This is a genomic window from Neobacillus sp. DZ-9 (genome assembly GCF_059587065.1).
In genome coordinates this window covers 23,674-41,847 of record NZ_JCAIOL010000018.1, presented here as the reverse complement: position 1 = coordinate 41,847, position 18,174 = coordinate 23,674, and the positions used below count along the sequence as shown (strand labels likewise).

18 protein-coding genes are annotated in these 18,174 nt (G+C 41.6%); 2 read left to right on the top strand and 16 right to left on the bottom strand.

The window, feature by feature from the left end:
* Window positions 1–10 precede the first annotated feature (10 nt).
* The 4 genes from gatA to AC59HZ_RS29235 all read right to left on the bottom strand — a co-directional run bounded on the left by gatA (window position 11) and on the right by AC59HZ_RS29235 (window position 2,863).
* Window positions 11–1,468: an Asp-tRNA(Asn)/Glu-tRNA(Gln) amidotransferase subunit GatA gene (gene gatA / locus AC59HZ_RS29250; RefSeq protein WP_496549253.1), complete on the bottom strand. Its 1,458-nt coding sequence runs from the start codon at window positions 1,466–1,468 to the stop codon at window positions 11–13.
* A 12-nt stretch (window positions 1,469–1,480) separates the two neighbouring features.
* Window positions 1,481–1,774 (bottom strand): Asp-tRNA(Asn)/Glu-tRNA(Gln) amidotransferase subunit GatC, encoded by a 294-nt coding sequence (gene gatC, locus AC59HZ_RS29245; protein WP_430069382.1) that lies wholly within the window; start codon window positions 1,772–1,774, stop codon window positions 1,481–1,483.
* A 149-nt stretch (window positions 1,775–1,923) separates the two neighbouring features.
* Window positions 1,924–2,349, bottom strand: a complete 426-nt coding sequence (gene fosM, locus AC59HZ_RS29240; RefSeq protein ID WP_496549252.1) for a FosM family fosfomycin resistance protein — start codon at window positions 2,347–2,349, stop codon at window positions 1,924–1,926.
* A 13-nt stretch (window positions 2,350–2,362) separates the two neighbouring features.
* Window positions 2,363–2,863 (bottom strand): VanZ family protein, encoded by a 501-nt coding sequence (locus AC59HZ_RS29235; RefSeq protein WP_496549251.1) that lies wholly within the window; start codon window positions 2,861–2,863, stop codon window positions 2,363–2,365.
* An 88-nt stretch (window positions 2,864–2,951) separates the two neighbouring features.
* Here AC59HZ_RS29235 and AC59HZ_RS29230 point away from each other — a divergent pair, with 88 nt between their 5' ends.
* A complete protein-coding gene (locus AC59HZ_RS29230; RefSeq protein WP_496549250.1) occupies window positions 2,952–3,407 on the top strand; it encodes an OsmC family protein in 456 nt (151 codons plus the stop codon).
* 34 nt (window positions 3,408–3,441) lie between these two features.
* Here AC59HZ_RS29230 and AC59HZ_RS29225 read toward each other — a convergent pair whose 3' ends face one another.
* The 9 genes from AC59HZ_RS29225 to AC59HZ_RS29185 form a co-directional block, all read right to left on the bottom strand.
* Window positions 3,442–3,879 carry a YueI family protein gene (locus AC59HZ_RS29225; protein WP_496549249.1) on the bottom strand — a complete coding sequence of 146 codons (438 nt, stop codon included), beginning with the start codon at window positions 3,877–3,879 and terminating at the stop codon, window positions 3,442–3,444.
* A 258-nt stretch (window positions 3,880–4,137) separates the two neighbouring features.
* Window positions 4,138–5,421 (bottom strand): isocitrate lyase, encoded by a 1,284-nt coding sequence (gene aceA, locus AC59HZ_RS29220; RefSeq protein ID WP_496549248.1) that lies wholly within the window; start codon window positions 5,419–5,421, stop codon window positions 4,138–4,140.
* 92 nt (window positions 5,422–5,513) lie between these two features.
* Window positions 5,514–5,738, bottom strand: coding sequence for a hypothetical protein (locus tag AC59HZ_RS29215; protein ID WP_496549247.1), 225 nt, complete (start codon window positions 5,736–5,738; stop codon window positions 5,514–5,516).
* A 173-nt stretch (window positions 5,739–5,911) separates the two neighbouring features.
* Entirely contained in the window at window positions 5,912–6,541 is a 630-nt protein-coding gene (locus tag AC59HZ_RS29210; protein WP_496549246.1) for an NAD(P)-binding protein, read from the bottom strand.
* The gene (cobA, locus tag AC59HZ_RS29205) at window positions 6,538–7,959 is read right to left on the bottom strand and encodes a uroporphyrinogen-III C-methyltransferase (protein WP_496549245.1); all 1,422 of its coding nucleotides are present in this window, start codon (window positions 7,957–7,959) and stop codon (window positions 6,538–6,540) included. The genes AC59HZ_RS29210 and cobA overlap by 4 nt, the downstream gene beginning before the upstream one ends.
* 26 nt (window positions 7,960–7,985) lie before the next feature.
* The gene (gene nirD, locus AC59HZ_RS29200) at window positions 7,986–8,309 is read right to left on the bottom strand and encodes a nitrite reductase small subunit NirD (protein ID WP_496549244.1); all 324 of its coding nucleotides are present in this window, start codon (window positions 8,307–8,309) and stop codon (window positions 7,986–7,988) included.
* A gap of 6 nt (window positions 8,310–8,315) precedes the next feature.
* Window positions 8,316–10,727 carry a nitrite reductase large subunit NirB gene (gene nirB / locus AC59HZ_RS29195; protein WP_496549243.1) on the bottom strand — a complete coding sequence of 804 codons (2,412 nt, stop codon included), beginning with the start codon at window positions 10,725–10,727 and terminating at the stop codon, window positions 8,316–8,318.
* A gap of 196 nt (window positions 10,728–10,923) precedes the next feature.
* Window positions 10,924–11,910 (bottom strand): hypothetical protein, encoded by a 987-nt coding sequence (locus tag AC59HZ_RS29190; protein ID WP_496549242.1) that lies wholly within the window; start codon window positions 11,908–11,910, stop codon window positions 10,924–10,926.
* A 19-nt stretch (window positions 11,911–11,929) separates the two neighbouring features.
* Window positions 11,930–12,142 carry a hypothetical protein gene (locus AC59HZ_RS29185; RefSeq protein ID WP_496549241.1) on the bottom strand — a complete coding sequence of 71 codons (213 nt, stop codon included), beginning with the start codon at window positions 12,140–12,142 and terminating at the stop codon, window positions 11,930–11,932.
* A 214-nt stretch (window positions 12,143–12,356) separates the two neighbouring features.
* Here AC59HZ_RS29185 and AC59HZ_RS29180 point away from each other — a divergent pair, with 214 nt between their 5' ends.
* On the top strand, window positions 12,357–13,166 hold the full coding sequence (locus tag AC59HZ_RS29180; RefSeq protein ID WP_496549240.1) for a DUF8832 domain-containing protein: 810 nt from the start codon (window positions 12,357–12,359) through the stop codon (window positions 13,164–13,166).
* 157 nt (window positions 13,167–13,323) lie between these two features.
* On the opposite strand, the gene pruA is transcribed toward AC59HZ_RS29180, so the two are convergent.
* The 3 genes from pruA to ligA form a co-directional block, all read right to left on the bottom strand.
* Entirely contained in the window at window positions 13,324–14,871 is a 1,548-nt protein-coding gene (gene pruA / locus AC59HZ_RS29175; RefSeq protein WP_496549239.1) for an L-glutamate gamma-semialdehyde dehydrogenase, read from the bottom strand.
* Window positions 14,872–14,989: 118 nt separating this feature from the next.
* Window positions 14,990–16,150 carry a CamS family sex pheromone protein gene (locus tag AC59HZ_RS29170; RefSeq protein ID WP_496549238.1) on the bottom strand — a complete coding sequence of 387 codons (1,161 nt, stop codon included), beginning with the start codon at window positions 16,148–16,150 and terminating at the stop codon, window positions 14,990–14,992.
* Window positions 16,151–16,167: 17 nt separating this feature from the next.
* Complete coding sequence (ligA, locus tag AC59HZ_RS29165; RefSeq protein ID WP_496549237.1) at window positions 16,168–18,174, bottom strand: NAD-dependent DNA ligase LigA; 2,007 nt, start codon at window positions 18,172–18,174, stop codon at window positions 16,168–16,170.

Sequence of the window (18,174 nt, the reverse complement as noted above, 5' to 3'; positions counted from 1 at the left end):
TCTCCACCCCCTACAATCCTGGCTTCTGTTTATGAAAATCTGTTGCCTGTTCAAACGCATGTGCTGTACGATAAACCGTTGCTTCATCAAAATGCTTGCCGATAATTTGCAAGCCCAGCGGCAGGCCGCCGTCGAAGCCGCATGGAACTGAGATTCCTGGTAAACCTGCCAGGTTTAATGGAATCGTTAAGATATCATTGACATACATCGTCAATGGATCATCGATTTTTTCGCCAATTTTAAAGGCTGGTGTTGGCGTTGTTGGACCGACGATAACATCATATTTTTCAAAGACATCTTCAAAGTCTTTTTTGATCAACGTACGAGCCTGTTGTGCCTTTTTGTAATACGCATCATAATAACCTGAGCTAAGCGCAAAAGTGCCAAGCATAATCCTGCGTTTTACTTCTTCTCCAAAGCCTTCAGCTCTTGTCTTTTTATATAAATCCATTAAACTTTCGGCATCCGGGGCACGATATCCGAAACGTACGCCGTCAAAGCGGGCAAGGTTTGCTGATGCCTCAGAGGATGAAAGCAAATAGTAGGCCGCAAGAGCATACTTTGAATGAGGCAGTGATACTTCTTCCCAAATCGCTCCCAGTCCCTCAAGCACTTTTAAAGCATCTAACACAGATTGACGGACGGATTCACTGACACCCTCACCCAAATACTCTTTCGGAACAGCAATTTTTAAACCCTTCACATCTCCTGTCAGGGCGCTGGCGAAGTTTGGTACATCCACAGGTGCAGAAGTTGAATCCATTGGATCTAAACCAGAAATCGCCTGCAGCAGATAGGCATTATCCTCTACCGTTCTCGTAATTGGCCCGATTTGATCAAGTGAAGAGGCAAATGCAACTAGACCAAAGCGGGAAACACGGCCATAGGTTGGCTTTAATCCAACAACACCACAAAACGCTGCCGGCTGGCGGATGGAACCGCCTGTATCCGAGCCTAATGAAAACAGTACTTCTCCTGCAGCAACGGATGCTGCTGAACCACCTGAAGAACCGCCAGGAACCGTTTCAAGATTCCACGGATTGCGTGTTTTTTGGAAACGCGAATTTTCGTTTGAAGAACCCATTGCAAACTCGTCCATGTTAAGCTTACCAATAGTAACTGTTTCTGCCTGTTGAAGCTTCTGCACAACAGTCGCATCATAGATGGGATCAAAGTTTTCAAGTATCTTACTCGCACAGGTTGTCCGTAAGCCCTTTGTCACCATGTTATCCTTTAATCCAATCGGCATGCCGAAAAGCAAGCCCTTTGACAAATCCGCGCTTAGCTTCTCATCAAGGGATTTTGCCGTAAGGCGCGCCCGTTCTTCGTCCAACGTTAAAAAAGCCTGGACTTTGTCCTCGACCTGAGCAATTCGTTTATACGATTCATCAACGAGGTCTGAAACCTTTAGTTCTTTTTTATGTAAAAGCTCGTGCAGATCTGAAACTTTATAATCAAATAAACTCATTCTTTTCACTCCTTACTCTCCCAAAATCGATGGTACTTTTATTTGGCCAGCCTGATGCTCCGGCGCATTTTTTAGTACCTCTTCACGCGGCAAGCCTTGTTTCGAAATGTCCTCCCGCAATACGTTTTTCAAATCAAGTACGTGGTATGTAGGTTCTACATTTTCTGTATCCAATTCATTTAACTGTTCTGCAAATGTGATAATTGCATCCAACTGCTTGGTGAATTTTTCAACTTCTTCTTCAGATACTGCTAAACGAGCCAGATTGGCCACGTGCTTAACCTGATCAGTGGAAATTCGTGACATGTTCCATAACCCCCCAATCCCTTTTTTCAGTATTATTTTAATATTGATAATATCAAACTTTTGCGCTTTACTGCAATGATTCCTACATCAGTATTAACAATTATGAGGTGTTTTAGATTACTAGCATGAAAAAAAGGAGCATCGCCCCCCTATTTTTCGTAGAACTTCATATGTGTTTTTTCCTGCTCATAGTAGTCCAATCTGTCCTGTAATGTTCCAGTATGAAATTCAAACTTATGGCCATCGGGATCTGTGAAATAAATCGACTTTTTATCCCTTTCATCCCTTTGACGTCCAGGAAGGATGTTGACGTTCAATCCCTTAAGCTTCTCGGTCATTTTATTAAAATCTGCTTCATCGATTGAAAAAGCAATATGCGTATATGATTGATAGATCTCATTTCTAGGTATTTCTTTTTCTTCATTAAGCGCAAGCCAGATTCCATTAAGATCAAAATAGGCTGTGCTTCTTCCTTTTACCAGTAGCTTAGCATCAAAAACCTGCTGATAAAATTCAATCGATTGCCCTAAATTGGAAACAGAAAAAAGTAGATGGTTTATACCTTTTCCGGACATAAACTCCCCCCCATTAGCTAACTTTCTTTCTTTTTGTAGATTGCTTTTTCTTAAATTTGGAGAAAAAGTGAATGATTTTAATAGGCAAGAAGCCCAGAAACCCTCCAAGTGTGTTTAAAATTAAATCATCGACATCGAAGCTGCCAAATTCAAATAACAGCTGTAGGATTTCGTAAGTTAAACTAAGGCTGAAAGCGGCAAGAATGACAGGTTTCAATTTTAAGAACTTTTTTGATAATAATGGTAAAATAAACCCTAATGGGGCAAAACCGATAATGTTGCCTACTAAATTCTCGATGATAATACTAAAATTGATATCGGCTAAATAAAGGTAAAAGTAGATCGTTTTAAATGGCACAAAATTGTTGGAACGCCAGTGGTATTCATTGTAGGTAAAATTAAAATGATGAATGATCTCTGATAACGGAATATATTTGAATAAAATAAGTTTTGTCAAAATGGCTAAATAAAGAAACAGAACTATGGTTAATGCTAATTTTTTTAATATTTTCATCCTTATACTACTCCAAATAATTTACATCGCTCCTATAAAAATACCATAAATTTTCAATCTTGCACTAGATAAAAAGGAGGAATTTAAAATGGCAGAACATCACTTTCATTTAAAAGCAAATTGGCCGGGATTGCGGAATGATGTCGGAGAAATTGAAACCGGGAACTTGAAGACGCAGGTGTCGATACCGCCTGAAATGAAAGGCCCGGGAGTGGGAACCAATCCTGATGAGATGCTGCTCGGGGCTGCCGCAACCTGCTATATCATTACTCTTGCTGCCATCATGGAGCGAAGCGGGCTTGAGAAGGAAAGCTTAAAGATGGAATCTGAGGGAATTGTGGATGTCACCAAAGGGGTTATTACTTATAAAAAAATTATTCATCAGCCACATATTGTCTTGAAAAGGAATGCTTCCGAAAAAGAGATTGAATTGGCACATCGTCTTGCCAAAAAAGCGGAAGCCTCCTGCATGATCAGCCGCGCTGTTCAAGGAAATGTTGAAATGGAATTGCAGGCGACTGTTGAAGTTGCGACTACCGAATAAAAGGCGTAAATCCGTTTGGATTACGCCTTTTTTCTTATTTTAATTTTTTAAAAATCCTAGCGAACAGCCCCTTTTTCTTTTTGGCTGGCTGATTAATCGGGACGCTTTTTGTAATTAGAATTTCCTCTTTATCAATGGCATAGTTCATCGCCAAGATTAAGCCAAACTCCGTATCATGGCCTTTATTCGTTACAATGGTGTGTTCAATATTATTTTTAGTGGCAACTTTTACATACTTGGATAGGTTCTCATAGCTCATACTGCCGTTTAAAAAAAGATGCGCTCTAGGGTTTTCCTTCATGTGCCGTTCAATTTGGGGATAAACCTTTGTTTCTGCTACCTGGCTTTTCAACAGGGCCACAATAATCCGTTCACGCAATGTCCCTAAGTATTTACGCCTTTCATCAGGCTTTGTTTCCAGAGGCCCATGGATTCCTTGCTGCAATACCTCTTCCACGGTTTGTTTTTTCAAAAAAATCAACTCCATATAAAGGCTATTATTTTGTATGATAATAACTTAAAAAATGTGCCTTTTCAAAAAATGGGTTTATGGCCAAATCGAGAGTAAAACAGGGTTATCCGAGAGTAAAATCGTCTTATGCGAGAGCAAATCAACTCGTTGAGAGTAATCTCAGCTCATCCGAGAGTATTCTCCCACTATCCGAGAGTAAACACCCCCTATAAAAAAGATCCCCCTTTCCAACCAGAAAGAGGGATCTAAAAACATTATTTATTTCTTCGCTGAGAACTGCTCTTCTTCTGTAGAGCCTTTCAAAGCTGTTGTGGATGAGGTTCCGCCAGAAATGACCATGGATACTTGGTCAAAGTAACCTGTACCAACTTCACGCTGGTGACGTGTAGCAGTGTAGCCATATTGCTCGCTGCCGAATTCAGCCTGCTGCAATTCAGAGTAAGCTGCCATGCCGCGCTCTTTGTAGCCGCGGGCTAGCTCGAACATGCTGTGGTTTAGCGCATGGAAGCCAGCAAGTGTAACGAACTGGAACTTGTAACCCATTTTGCCAAGCTCTTGCTGGAATTTTGCAATCGATTCTTCGTCCAGTTTCTTTTTCCAGTTGAAGGAAGGTGAGCAGTTGTAGGCTAATAGTTTGCCAGGGAATTGCGCATGGATGGCTTCCGCAAATTGTCTTGCTTCTTCAATGTTCGGCTCTGAAGTTTCACACCAGATTAGGTCTGCATATGGCGCATAAGCTAAGCCGCGGGCAATTGCTTGATCAATGCCTGCTTTTGCACGGAAAAAGCCTTCCGGTGTGCGCTCTCCTGTAATGAATGGGGCATCATTCATATCGATATCACTTGTAATTAAATCAGCAGCGTTGGCATCCGTACGAGCTACTAAAACTGTAGAAACGCCCATAACGTCTGCTGCTAAACGAGCGGCAATTAGGTTACGAACTGCCGTTTGAGTTGGCAGTAATACTTTGCCTCCTAAGTGGCCGCATTTTTTCTCGGAAGAAAGCTGGTCTTCAAAGTGAACGCCTGATGCACCTGCTTCGATCATCCCTTTCATCAATTCAAAGCAGTTTAATTGTCCGCCAAAGCCGGCTTCAGCATCGGCGACGATCGGAGCATACCAGTCAATAGAGTTATCGCCTTCAGAATGCGTAATTTGGTCGGCACGCTGTAAGGCTTGGTTAATCCGTTTTACAACGCTTGGTACACTGTTTGCTGGGTATAAACTTTGGTCAGGGTACATATGTCCGGAAAGATTGGCGTCTGCAGCAACCTGCCAGCCGCTTAAGTAGATGGCTTTCAGACCCGCTTTTACTTGCTGAACAGCCTGATTTCCTGTTAAGGCGCCAAGGGCATTGATATAGTCCTCTTCATTTAAAAGCTTCCAAAGCTTTTCTGCGCCTTTTTTTGCTAAAGTATGTTCGATATCAATCGAGCCGCGAAGTTTGATAACATCCTCAGCCGTATATGGTCTAGTAATCCCCTTCCAGCGCTTATCTAACTCCCAGCTTTCTTGCAATTGAGATACTCTTGAATTTGTCATTTTAAATTCCTCCTATTAATCTATTAATTTATTTTGTTATAAGCTTTCATACCTTAGTAACGTTAAAATGTCAGTAAACTCATCGTTTCAAATTAGCCGTCAAACAACTTTACTGCCTCATCATAACGGCGTCTAGCATAGGCTTGTGCACATATTTCCCGCCGGATTTTATCCCTGGATTGTAACAGTTCAATCCGCCTGCCTCCGAATTTACGCTCAAATTCTTCAATAAAATTTAAAGCTCCTGGTGTTAAAATCCCACCATACTGGGCTTTCCAAGCCCCGACCACCTCAATACGAGACGTTTGCACCGACACGAACTAGATCACCTCTTTGTTATAATACAGTAACTATCCTCGTTTTGTATTATATAACACACTTTTTAAAAATGGAACTACTTTTCTGAAAATTTTATAAAAATAGGTAAAATAATCCTAAAGTTGTACTATTTACTACTTTTGTACTAGAACAATATAAAAAAGCAGGTACCTTAATCAAAGGTACCTGCTTGCTCATGATATAATCTTTGAAAATCCTGCTCGCGATTTTCACTATATAAAAAACCTGGACTAACGATGGCTGCTAATAGTTTTCTTTTTAAAGAGGCATCCTCCACCTCTTTCAGAATCCATTGTCGTTTTAAAAACAGAAATTCCAAATAGGCCTCATACGACTCATCGAACTGCTTCTCAAGCTGCTCGCGAATTTTCCTTGCCAGTGTGGGACTTGCACCGTCTGTTGAAACTGCAATGTTTAACCGGCCGCGATGAAAATGTGCAGGAACATGAAAATCCGATGCATCAGGGTCATCCGCAACAGTGACAAGCTGATGTGGTTCAGCCGAATCTTTTACTAGCTGATTTAATTCCCGATTATTTGCAGCTGCAAATATCATAAAGGCGCTATGGACATCCTCACGAGAAAACAGCCTTTGCAGCCAAACAATTCGACCCTCATCAGCAAGACTTTGAAGCGCAGTGGTTGCTTCTGGACTAATAACCGTTAAATCCGCACCCGTCTCAAGCAACCTTCTTACCTTGCGCTCTGCTACATTGCCGCCGCCAATTACCACTACTTTTTTACCTTCTAGCCGCAGCATAATCGGATAGAATGAGCTCATTGGTCTACCCCTAAATAGTTTATCAAGCAGTCCTTTGATGCCTGCTCCGGCATGCCATCAGAACGAAGGCCAGCCTTTTCCACGGCAGTTATGGTTTGTTTTCCCATGCAGACAACCTGAAGGTCCTTTAATAGGTCTGCCGTATCAATGCCGCATTCCCTCAATGCCTCAACAAACGGAACAACTGCGGCGCTGCTTGGGAATACCATGGTATTCAATGCTGCTTCTCCTAACATTCTTTTAAAAATTGGCAAGAACTGTTGGTCGATTTCTTTCTTGCTTGTAACCAACACGTTTTCATAGCCTTTTATCAAAATGCTATCATCCCCAACAACAAGATAATCTCCAGGCTCTTCAGCTAGATGAGCCTTAAATCCACGGCTGTTTAGTGCTTTAATAGTTTTGCTGGAGGCTCCATAAAAGTCCGCTTTAATCGACCTGATATCTAATTGCTGCTCTAATACAGCTGTGAAAAATTCTTCCACACTTTCAGGTGAGGCAAACAGAATTTTTTCAAAGGCAGCCGCTTTTAAAACGTCTATTGGTACAGGAATCTTCTTCCATTTTGGAAATTCAATTACATCGGCCCCTTGTTTCATCAAATCTTTAGCCAGTTCACTAAGGCTGGTGCCAGTACGGGCAAGCAAAATCTGCCGGCCATGTAATGGCTTTTTTTCAAACCAGCTTATTTTGTCGCGGATGGAAATGACTTCGCCGACAAGGATAATAGATGGGTTGCTGAACTTTGCTTCCAACACTTTAGCTGAAATGTCAGCCAATGTACCTTGCAAGGTTTTTTGACGGCCAAAAGTGCCCCATTGAATTAAGATAACAGGAGTGCTTGAAGGCTTTCCATAACGAATTAGGTTTTCACATATAAACGGTAAATTTCCGACACCCATGTAAAAGGCAATGGTATCCACACCTCGGGCTAGGCTTTCCCAGTCCAAGTTTGGTTTTCCATCCTTGGATTTATCATGGGCAGTAACGACTGCAAAGGATTCTGCGTGCTCCCGATGGGTAACCGGAATCCCGGCATATAAAGGGGCTGCAATCCCTGAGGTAATTCCTGGGACGATTTCATAAGGAATTTGATGCTCCGCCAGGGCTTCCGCTTCTTCGCCCACCCGGCCGAAAACACCTGGGTCGCCGCCTTTCAAACGAACAACTATTTTACCTTGTAAGGCTTTTTCAACCAGAAAATCATTTATATTTTCCTGGCGCATGAAATGGCGTTCCGGCAGCTTGCCTCCATAAACCAGTTCACACTTGCTTGGGGCAAATTCCAACAGCTTCGGGTTGGCTAGACGGTCATAAAGAATGACATCGGCTTGCTTGATTGCATCCAATCCTTTTATGGTAATTAACCCGATGTCCCCCGGCCCTGCGCCAACTAAAAATACCTTACCTTTTTCCATCGTGAAGCCTCCCCCGCGAATATTGCTTACTCTAGTATAATAAAAATAATATCATTTTCTAATTCTACCTCAAACGTTCTAACTTGTCCTTCATCTGGAGCCTGCACTTTTCCATTTACTAATGAAATTCTCCAGTCATAAACGGGACAATATACGTATTCACCACTAACTAACCCTTCGGAAAGGACGCCACCTTTTGGATGGGGGCTGCGGTTTTCAATAGCATACACTTTGCCATTTGTTAATTTAAATATAGCAATTTCCTTGTTATCAATTTTGATGGAATAGCCGGATCTCATCTTTACATTTGAATAATGGGCAACTGGAATACGAGTTATTGTTTGCAGCATGTCGACTCACTCCCCCACCTTGACAGTGTGTGTAGTATAATATTTATCTTTAATTTCTTCACTTTGAATCGCTTCATTCCAAGGTTCATTGTATTTATTCAACGTTTGATCCATTCGCTCATTCAAGGCCTTACGAGTTTCTTCGTTTGCTAGAACTTCTTTTACATGTTCAAGTCCGACGCGCTCTACCCATTTAGAAGTCCGCTCCAAGTAATTTGCCGTTTCCCTATAGTATTGCAAATAGGCACCGGTCATTTCCATTACTTCTTCTGTCGTTTTGACTGTGCATAGCAAATCGCCAGGGCGAAGGTCAACACCGCCGTTACCTGCTACATAAATCTCCCAGCCGCCATCAATGCCGACAAAGCCGATGTCCTTAATGCCTGCTTCTGAACAGTTTCTTGGGCAAGCTGATACCCCCATTTTTACTTTATGCGGTGTATCCAGACGTTCAAATTTCTTTTCAAGCTCAATGCCTAGAGCCATAGAATCCTGTGTACCATAGCGGCAGAACTGGGCGCCGACACAGGTTTTGACCGTACGAAGCGTTTTTCCGTATGCATATCCAGAAGGCATATCGAGCTCTTCCCACATACCTGGCAGGTCTTCTTTTTTGACACCGAATAATCCAATCCGCTGTCCTCCTGTTAATTTTACAAGTGGAACGTTATATTTTTCAGCAACTTCTGCAATTTTTTTCAAATCGGCTGCAGTGGTCACCCCGCCATACATTCTTGGAACAACAGAATAAGTTCCATCCTTTTGGATATTCGCATGCATTTTTTCATTAACAAGACGGGAATCGCGTTCATCCTTATATTCATCCATGTAAATCATACCGAGATAGTAGTTAATCGCTGGACGGCATTTTGTACAGCCTTCTTCATTGTTCCATTCGAGAACGTTCATGACTTCTTTCACGCTTGTTAAGCCCTTGACTTTGATTTCTTCGACCAATTCCTCGCGGCTTAATGTTGTACAGCCACAAATACTAGTCTTTGTGGCCATTGCTGCATCAAATTGATCACCAAGCGTATGGGCAAGAATTTGGCTGACCATCGGTTTACAGCGGCCGCAAGAACGTCCGGCATTCGTGCAATGGCTTACTTGATCAAGTGTAGTCAAGCCTTGTGTTTTAATTGCCTCTACAATCGCACCCTTTGTGACTCCGTTACAGCCGCACACAAGTTCATCATTTGGCATGGAGGCTACATCGCCGCCTGCCTCAGCGCTGCAGTCAGTTTGAAATATCGAAACACCGCTAATATCTTCTTTTTTCGTCATCATGCGGAATAGTTTTGTACTTTCTTTTGTGTCGCCGTACATTACAATACCGATTATCCTATTATTTCTTGTTAAGACACGTTTATAGATTCCATCAAATTCGTTGTAAACCATAATGGATTTGGTTCTGCCATCATCAAAAATTTCTCCAGCTGAGAACAGGTCAACTCCCGCAACCTTCAGCTGTGTTCCGGTAACCGATCCTGTGTAAGGTTCTGCATTTACCCCACAAATACGGTTTGCAAGCACTTTGCCTTGTTCGTATAATGGCGCAACCAAGCCATAAACAATTTCTCTATGTTCTGCACATTCACCAACAGCGTAAACACTTGGTACACTTGTTTCCATAAAATCATTAACGACAATGCCGCGGTTAACATAAATTCCACTGCTTTTTGCTACTTCGCTATTAGACTTAATTCCAATGGCCATGACCACGAGGTCCGCTTCCACTTCAAAGCCATCTTTAAAACGCAGGCCTGTTACGTGTTCGTCGCCAAGGATTTCGACAGTTTCTTTTCCCATTAAAAAGTTCATGCCCTGCGATTCCAGTTCTGCTTTCAATAGCGATGAGGCAATTGGATCTAATTGGCGTTCCATTAAGTGCGGCATCAAGTGGACAACATCCACTTCCATTCCAAGGTTTAAGAGTCCTCGCGCTGCCTCAAGTCCGAGTAGCCCGCCGCCGATTACGACGGCTTTTTTGTATTGCTTTGCTGATTTGATCATCATTTCACAATCATGGATATCACGGAAACCGGTCACACCGATTTTGTCAGCACCTGGGATTGGCAGAATAAAAGAATTCGAACCAGTCGCAATTATTAATTCATCAAAGTCCACTTCACGGCCTTGGTCACTGATGACTCGTTTTCCTTCCACATCGATTTTGACTATCGCTTCACCCGTAAATAATTGAATATTATTTTCCTTATACCAATTTAATGGATTGATAATGATTTCATCAAAGCTAGTGTCGCCTTGAAGGATATTTGATAATTTAATACGGTTATAGTTTGGATGTGGTTCCTGTCCAAAAATGGTAATTTCTAATTGTTCTGGAGCTAGTTTGAGAATGTCTTCAATAGTTCTGACTCCTGCCATTCCGTTACCGATCATCACTAATTTTTTCATATTGGGTCTCTCCCTATTTATTAATTACGTTTTTCTCTATAGCTATATTGTAATTACCTTACTGCTTTAAACTTGTGACGTTCGTCACTTTTCATCCACCTTTGTGAATGATTTCACATAATTGTCAAAAACCCAAGCCTTCGTGATAAAAAGCGTCCCGCTAAACTAGAAGAGGGTGCCCACGGGGCACCCTTATTTAAGCTGGTTGTTTATTTTTATGGCAAAGTTGTATTCGCTTTATTTGGGAATTAAGAACCGGGACAAGTGTGCCAATTATAGCAACCGGGACAAGTTCCCACATTACCAATGGCGGTGTGATCAGAATGCCGGATCTATTTATCGCAAACAAGACAAGAAAGTAAGCTAAACTCCCCGTTAGCCCTGCAACCCAGTTGGTCTTTTTAAAAATGAAAAAGCAAAGCGGAATTAATATAATCGTAATCGGGACATACGAAGTTGGGTAGCCGACGGCGAAAAAGATCGTTTTCCCCACAAATCTAAGCAGGATATACAGTGCTGCAGCCGCCACAGGAATGGAAAAATCGCGGTAAATCCTAATAATGATAACCGTTAAGGCAGCTACCATTATCACAGAATAAATCGGATACACCCATTCCGGAATGCCGCCAAAAATTTGGGAGGCTGGATCCGATATTAGATCTAATATTTCTTTTGAGGCAATCGATTTTCCATGGATGTACTGATTATAGGAAATCGCCCCATTTTCCTGCTGCATGTTCGGAAACATAAAACATTCAAGGAGAAACATCGCAAACCACGTGTGCATCGACTTCCATGTAGGTTTCACGTCCCGGCTAAAAATAAAATATCCCCGCCAAACTCCAAAGATCATTATATCGGTGGCAATGTAATAAATAAAATGGGTCGGACTCCATGTTGTTAAATCAATGCCGTAGGCAATATGATAAGTAAAATCTAAGGGAATCCCAATTAAAAATAACGCATAGCCAATGGTAATGAGGTTTCTAGAAAAGCGATCCATGTGCTTCGTCTGCCGCCACTCTTGGAAGAGCAAAATTGCTCCTAGGGCAAAACCTAATGTATTAACAATATGGGGTATGGAGTATTCTTCGAATAAATATTTAAAATGATAGGAGGCATCCCAAGCGGAACCAATGAATTTTAATAAAAAGGCAATTACCCACAAACGATAATATTTCATATATACCTTCTCCCTTCGCCTAGCCAAGTAAATCAAATATGTCCCCGTATATCGCGATGAGGACATAATTAATCACTATGGCAATTCCAAACGCAATTCCCGCGATCCGCACCTTCTTTTGTGTAAATAGCCTATACATAAAGACAATTCCAGAGCTGACAACAAAAACATTGCATAGTAAAAAGGTCCAAAGTAAATTTTCACTATGTGCAACCGCTGTAACATGTAACAAATAGAACGGTATCACTTGGCCAGTTCCTCCATTAATAATTACTTCTAATTTAATGACGAATTATTCCTTTAAATTGTTTCAATATTATTGTGACTTCTTTATATTAACATTATTTTTACTATAGGCCACTTGTTTGTTGTCAAATAATCCTTGCATTGGTGGAAATAGGGAATGTATATTTAGTAGAATGGACAACTGCGAAAGGAGAATGACCTTGAGATATTATATGATTACATTCTGTCTCTTATCTACGATTATTTTATCGGCATGTAATCCCTTAAAAGTACCAAAGCCTACAATGGACCATCAAATGAGTGCTGTGCCAACAGACGTGGTGCCAACAAATTCTGAATGGAAAATCTCAGAACATCCGAAAGCAAACGAAGATATTCCGGTTTCAATATTGATCATGGACAAGTCCAATAAACCGATTGAATCCTTTGATACTGTTCATGAGAAAAAAATGCATTTATTTATTGTTAGCAAGGATCTATCTTATTTTTCACATATTCATCCAGAATATAAAGGAAAAGGGGAATTCTTTTTTAAAACGGATTTTCCGGCTGGGGGGGATTACAAACTCATCTCCGAATTTACCCCTAAAGGCGGTGTTGACCCAAGTATGGAAAGTCACTGGCTACAGGTTGAGGGGACCTCAGCAAAGGAAGTGCCTCTCGTCGCTGATAAAAAGCTAACGAAGGTGGTGGAAGGTAAAAAAGTATCCCTTTCGTTTGAAAATCTGATCGCCGGAAAAACTTCGCATATGACTTTCACCATACGTGATGCCCAAAACAATAAACCGATTAAAACTCTGGAGCCCTATTTAGGGGCAATGGGACATGCTGTTGCGATAAGCGGCGATGCCCAAAAATACTTGCACATTCATCCTATGACAATGGAAGGGAATGGACCAAAGGTTACGTTTATGACCATTTTTCCTGAAAAGGGAATCTATAAAATCTGGGGACAATTTCAACAAGACGGGAAAGTTTTCACGGTACCATTTGTGGTGAAGGTTCCTTGATTTTGTATGAAGGACATTTCTATAGTTTATTAAGAAGATATTGTCCTTCATACAGCTTATGAAAGACATTTCACTATTTTTTTTTTGAGATTTTGTCCTTCATCGACACCAAAGTAAAAAACCTCTTCTCAAATCTTGAGAAGAGGTTTCATATTTCTTAATACATTTCAGAAGTAGTTTTAGCTTGCATGTGAAGCAATAGGTAATCAGGCCCGCCTGCTTTTGAGTCAGTTCCTGACATGTTGAAGCCGCCGAATGGCTGATAGCCAACGATTGCGCCTGTACATGAACGGTTGAAGTACAGGTTACCAACATGGAAATCTTCACGAGCTTGCTCTAAGTGGGCACGATTTTTCGTGATAACGGCACCAGTTAAGCCATACTCAGTGTTATTGGCAATTTCAATCGCTTCAGTGAAATCCTTCGCTTTAGTGAAACCAACAACTGGGCCAAAGATTTCTTCCTGCATAATTCGGGCATCTGGAGCAAGGTCCGCAATAACAGTTGGCTTAATGAAGTAACCTTTAGAGTCATCTCCTTCGCCGCCGGCCATTAACTTACCTTCCTGCTTACCAATTTCAACATATTCCATAATCTTTTTGAACGCACTATTGTCGATAACTGGACCCACGTAAGAGCCCTGCTCAGTTGGATCTCCAATAGTTAATTGGTTCGTTAACTCAACAACGCGATTTAAAACTGTATCGTAAACATCTTCAACGATAACTGCACGAGAACATGCAGAACATTTTTGGCCAGAGAAACCAAATGCGCCAGCAACGATAGATTGTGCTGCAAGCTCTAAATCAGCTTCAGAATCAACAACGATCGTATCTTTACCGCCCATTTCCGCAATTAGACGCTTCATCCATACTTGACCAGGATTCACTTTTGAAGAACGATCGAAAATGCGAAGTCCTACATCACGTGAACCTGTGAAGCTGATGAAACGAGTATCTTTATGGTCAACTAAGTAATCGCCTACTTCAGCGCCGCTTCCTGGCACAAAGTTTAGCACGCCTTTAGGAAGACCGGCTTCTTCCATAACTTCCACGAATTTAGCAGCCACAATTGGCGTTGTAGATGCTGGTTTTAAAAGAACTGTATTACCAGAAACGATTGCAGCGACAGTTGTTCCAGCCATAATCGCTAATGGGAAGTTCCAAGGAGAAATGATGATTCCAACTCCTAATGGAATATAGTCATAGCGGTTAAATTCATTTGGACGGCTATTGACCGGTACTCCATTTTTCAGTGCAAGCATTTGGCGGCCATAATATTCTAGGAAGTCAATTGCTTCCGCAGTATCAGCATCCGCTTCTCTCCACGGCTTACCTGCTTCTTTTGTTAAAAGTGCAGAGAATTCATTCTTACGTCGGCGAATGATTGTTGCTGCTTTGAAAAGAACATCCGCGCGAACCTCTGCCTTTGTCTTTTTCCAAGTTTTAAATGCTTCTACCGCTGCCTGCATTGCTTTTTCAGCAAGCTCTTTGTTCGCTTTTGAAACGCGGCCAATCACTTCTTCTTTATTAGCAGGATTGTAAGAAACAATTTTATCTTCTGTCGTAATCTGCTCTCCGCCGATAACAAGAGGATAATCCTGTCCTAAATAACCTTCTACTGTTTTTAACGCATTAAGATAGGCCTGATTGTTTTCTCCTGTTGTAAAATCTGTGAATGGTTCGTGTTTGTATGGTTGTACCATTATTCTAAAACCCTCCTATGTATAAAACGTTTACACCCAATGTTCATTCTACATGATTCATTTATCAGTATCAAATGATAAAATTTTTAAAAAAAGACCGGCACATGAAGCCGATCTTTTACTGGTAAATATAAACAAATGGCTCATTTTCGTTTGCTTTGCGGACAATTAACGCTTCAGGCCCGTCGACTGACGTAATACTTACAGAAACAGAGATATATTTAGGGAAATGTTCCATAACTAACCCTGTCAAATACTGGGTAAAGCCAATCCCTTCCGTTTTCCCGTAAAATTGAATAGGAATGGTAATATTTAATTCCTGGAGTTGATCTCCAACGTAAAATGCTTTACCAATGACACCATTAAAATTAGGAAAATATTCTTCAACATCCTGTTTAAAGTTTAAGAAGGCAATAACATCATCACGATGATCTTCCTGAGCATCAGTTGAAGGGAATAAATAGTATTTTTCATTTCCTTTTTCCCAATCATTTAATGTCTGGCTACCTTTATCAACGGTTGAGTAAGCTATATATCTGCCAGGAATAACAGAAGATTTGCTCTGCTGCATAAATAAACCAATCGTAATCGGTACATCGGCTAAATCTTTCATCGCCCGCATCCGCTTAACGACTTCCTCAGCCATCTTCTTACCTTCCCTTTCCATTTCAACATAATCAATTTTTTTCTCATAAACAGGACCATCTTTTACGGTTTGATAGTAGTAGATGGAATTGAGGGCAAGCCCAATCGAAACGCCGCCAAGAGACACATTTCCCTTATCATCTTTCGTTAAATAATCATGTTCTAAGATATGAGCCAAATAAACCGGTGATGTTGGTTCAGCACCAGACGCAGCTGTATTTACAGGGTTTAACCCAATATTTTCTGAGGCTTTAAGGCCTTCATCCTTTAATTGTGGATCCGTAAATTTACGATTTAACCAAAGTCGTATCGTCTTTCCTTTAATTTCCTGACCTTCACGAAAATAATACTTATCAGTACTGAAACTATTTTGGGCGATTCGCATTAGTCCCGTTTCAAATTCGTTTAGGTCATAGCGTGTATTAATATTATTCACGACCAACCCGCGCGCTTCCCCTGGTTCAAATGGCAGGATGGTCCGGTAATAATTGTCTGATATATTATATTTAGGAATAATCGCCTTCCCTTTTACTTTCTCCTTTGATTGAACCACTTCATTTTGCTTCTGAAAATTCGGTGCACAGGCACTCAGCAAAAAAACAAAGGAGAGAGCAAGCAATGAGAGCTTTCTCACGTCGATAACACCTCTTACTACTTATTTAATTCTGCTAAAAGCTTCTCCTCATCCCAAACTTCAATTCCAAGTTCTTGCGCCTTGGCTAACTTAGAGCCGGCATCTTCACCAGCGATGACGAGGTGGGTTTTCTTACTTACGCTGCCTGCCACATTGCCGCCAAGCGCTTCAATTTTTTCCTTCGCTTCATTTCGCGATAATTGCTCAAGCTTTCCTGTTAAAACAACCGTTTTTCCCGCAAAAATAGAATCTGATTCTTCAGCGGAAACAGGTTTTGCTCCTTTGTATTCCATATTGACTCCGGCCGTGATTAATTCTTGGATGAGCTCACCAGCCTCCTCTTGTTCAAAAAAGGCTACAATCGAATCGGCCATTTTATCACCGATTTCGTTAATGGCGATTAATTCATCCTTCGTAGCAGATGCCAGCACATTCATAGTACCAAAACTTATTGCCAGCGTTTTAGCTGCCTTCGCCCCAACATGACGAATTCCTAAACCAAAAAGCAGCTTTTCGAGGGAATTGCTTTTCGAAGCCTCAATGGCCTTTAATAAATTAGAAACAGACTTTTCACCCATTCGTTCAAGAGCTAATAGCTGATCGCGGGTAAGCTTATAAATATCAGCAACATCACTGATTAATTTTTCAGCAAAAAGCTGGCTGATCACCTTTTCGCCAAGTCCATCGATATTCATCGCATCTCTTGAGACAAAATGAATCAAGCCCTCGCGAATTTGGGCCGGACATTTCGGGTTAATGCATCTAAGGGCTACTTCCCCTTCAAGCCGGACGAGGTCACTTTCACATTCTGGGCAATGGGTCGGCATGTGGAAATCCCTTTCCTCACCAGTCCTTTGGTCAGCCAATACATTGACCACCTCTGGAATGATATCGCCTGCTTTTTTAATGACAACTTTATCGCCAATTTTAATATCTTTTTCACGGATTAAATCTTCATTATGCAAGGAAGCACGCTGTACGGTTGTTCCTGCTACTTTAACCGGCTCTAGTATGGCCGTTGGTGTGACAACTCCTGTTCTTCCTACACTTAACTCGATATCCAAAAGCTTTGTAACCACTTCCTCGGCCGGAAACTTATAAGCAATCGCCCAGCGCGGGCTTTTAGCCGTTGTTCCGAGTGCAGCTTGCTGCTCCAAAGAATCGACTTTTATGACGATACCGTCGATTTCATATGGAAGCCCCGGGCGCTTTTCCACCCAGCTATTGACGAAATCAATGACATCATCAATTATCAAGCACTTTCTTCTTTCTTTATTCGTTTTAAATCCAAGATGGTCTAAGTAATCAAGACCTTCACTATGCGAAACAACGCCGCTTTCTCCGGTATTGCCAATGCCGTATAAAAAGACATCCAGTTTTCTCGAAGCAGCAATCTTCGGATCTAGCTGTCTTAGTGAACCGGCAGCGGCATTACGAGGATTAGCAAACAGCTCCTCGCCACGCTCTTCGCGAACCTTGTTCAAGGCTTCAAAGGAGCGCTTTGGCATGTAGGCTTCACCTCGTACCTCTAGCGAAACATTTTCCGATAAACGGAGCGGAATCGATTTGATGGTTTTCAGATTCGAGGTAATGTCTTCGCCAATCGTTCCATCCCCACGGGTCGCACCTTGAACAAACAGCCCTTCTTCATATCTTAACGAAACGGCAAGTCCGTCAATTTTCAGTTCACAAACATAGGAAAAATCATCGCCGACTGCCTGTCGGATGCGGCGGTCAAAATCCCTTAAGTCCTGATCATTAAAAGCATTCCCAAGGCTTAGCATCGGCGTCCGGTGCTCGACTTTTTCAAATACATCCAGAACGGCACCGCCCACTCGAACCGTAGGTGAATCTGGTGTTTTATACTGCGGAAACTTTTCTTCAAGCTCCTGTAATTCCTGCATCAGCCGATCATATTCCAAATCCGGAACGGTCGGCTCATCCAGCACATAATATTCATAACCGTATTGATTCAATAGGGTTCTAAGTTCATTTATTTTCTGCTCAGCGATTTGAAGGTCCAT

Excerpts from the sequence above, each read along its gene's own strand:
- nirD (WP_496549244.1), bottom strand. The coding sequence starts at position 8,309 with ATGCTGCAAACAATAACTCGTATTCCAGTTGCCCATTATTCAAATGTA.
- ligA (WP_496549237.1), bottom strand. The coding sequence starts at position 18,174 with ATGGACCTTCAAATCGCTGAGCAGAAAATAAATGAACTTAGAACCCTA.
- nirB (WP_496549243.1), bottom strand. The coding sequence starts at position 10,727 with ATGAAAAAATTAGTGATGATCGGTAACGGAATGGCAGGAGTCAGAACT.
- AC59HZ_RS29235 (WP_496549251.1), bottom strand. The coding sequence starts at position 2,863 with ATGAAAATATTAAAAAAATTAGCATTAACCATAGTTCTGTTTCTTTAT.
- cobA (WP_496549245.1), bottom strand. The coding sequence starts at position 7,959 with ATGGAAAAAGGTAAGGTATTTTTAGTTGGCGCAGGGCCGGGGGACATC.
- AC59HZ_RS29210 (WP_496549246.1), bottom strand. The coding sequence starts at position 6,541 with ATGAGCTCATTCTATCCGATTATGCTGCGGCTAGAAGGTAAAAAAGTA.
- aceA (WP_496549248.1), bottom strand. The coding sequence starts at position 5,421 with ATGACAAATTCAAGAGTATCTCAATTGCAAGAAAGCTGGGAGTTAGAT.
- pruA (WP_496549239.1), bottom strand. The coding sequence starts at position 14,871 with ATGGTACAACCATACAAACACGAACCATTCACAGATTTTACAACAGGA.
- AC59HZ_RS29230 (WP_496549250.1), top strand. The coding sequence starts at position 2,952 with ATGGCAGAACATCACTTTCATTTAAAAGCAAATTGGCCGGGATTGCGG.
- AC59HZ_RS29190 (WP_496549242.1), bottom strand. The coding sequence starts at position 11,910 with ATGAAATATTATCGTTTGTGGGTAATTGCCTTTTTATTAAAATTCATT.
- gatC (WP_430069382.1), bottom strand. The coding sequence starts at position 1,774 with ATGTCACGAATTTCCACTGATCAGGTTAAGCACGTGGCCAATCTGGCT.
- gatA (WP_496549253.1), bottom strand. The coding sequence starts at position 1,468 with ATGAGTTTATTTGATTATAAAGTTTCAGATCTGCACGAGCTTTTACAT.
- fosM (WP_496549252.1), bottom strand. The coding sequence starts at position 2,349 with ATGTCCGGAAAAGGTATAAACCATCTACTTTTTTCTGTTTCCAATTTA.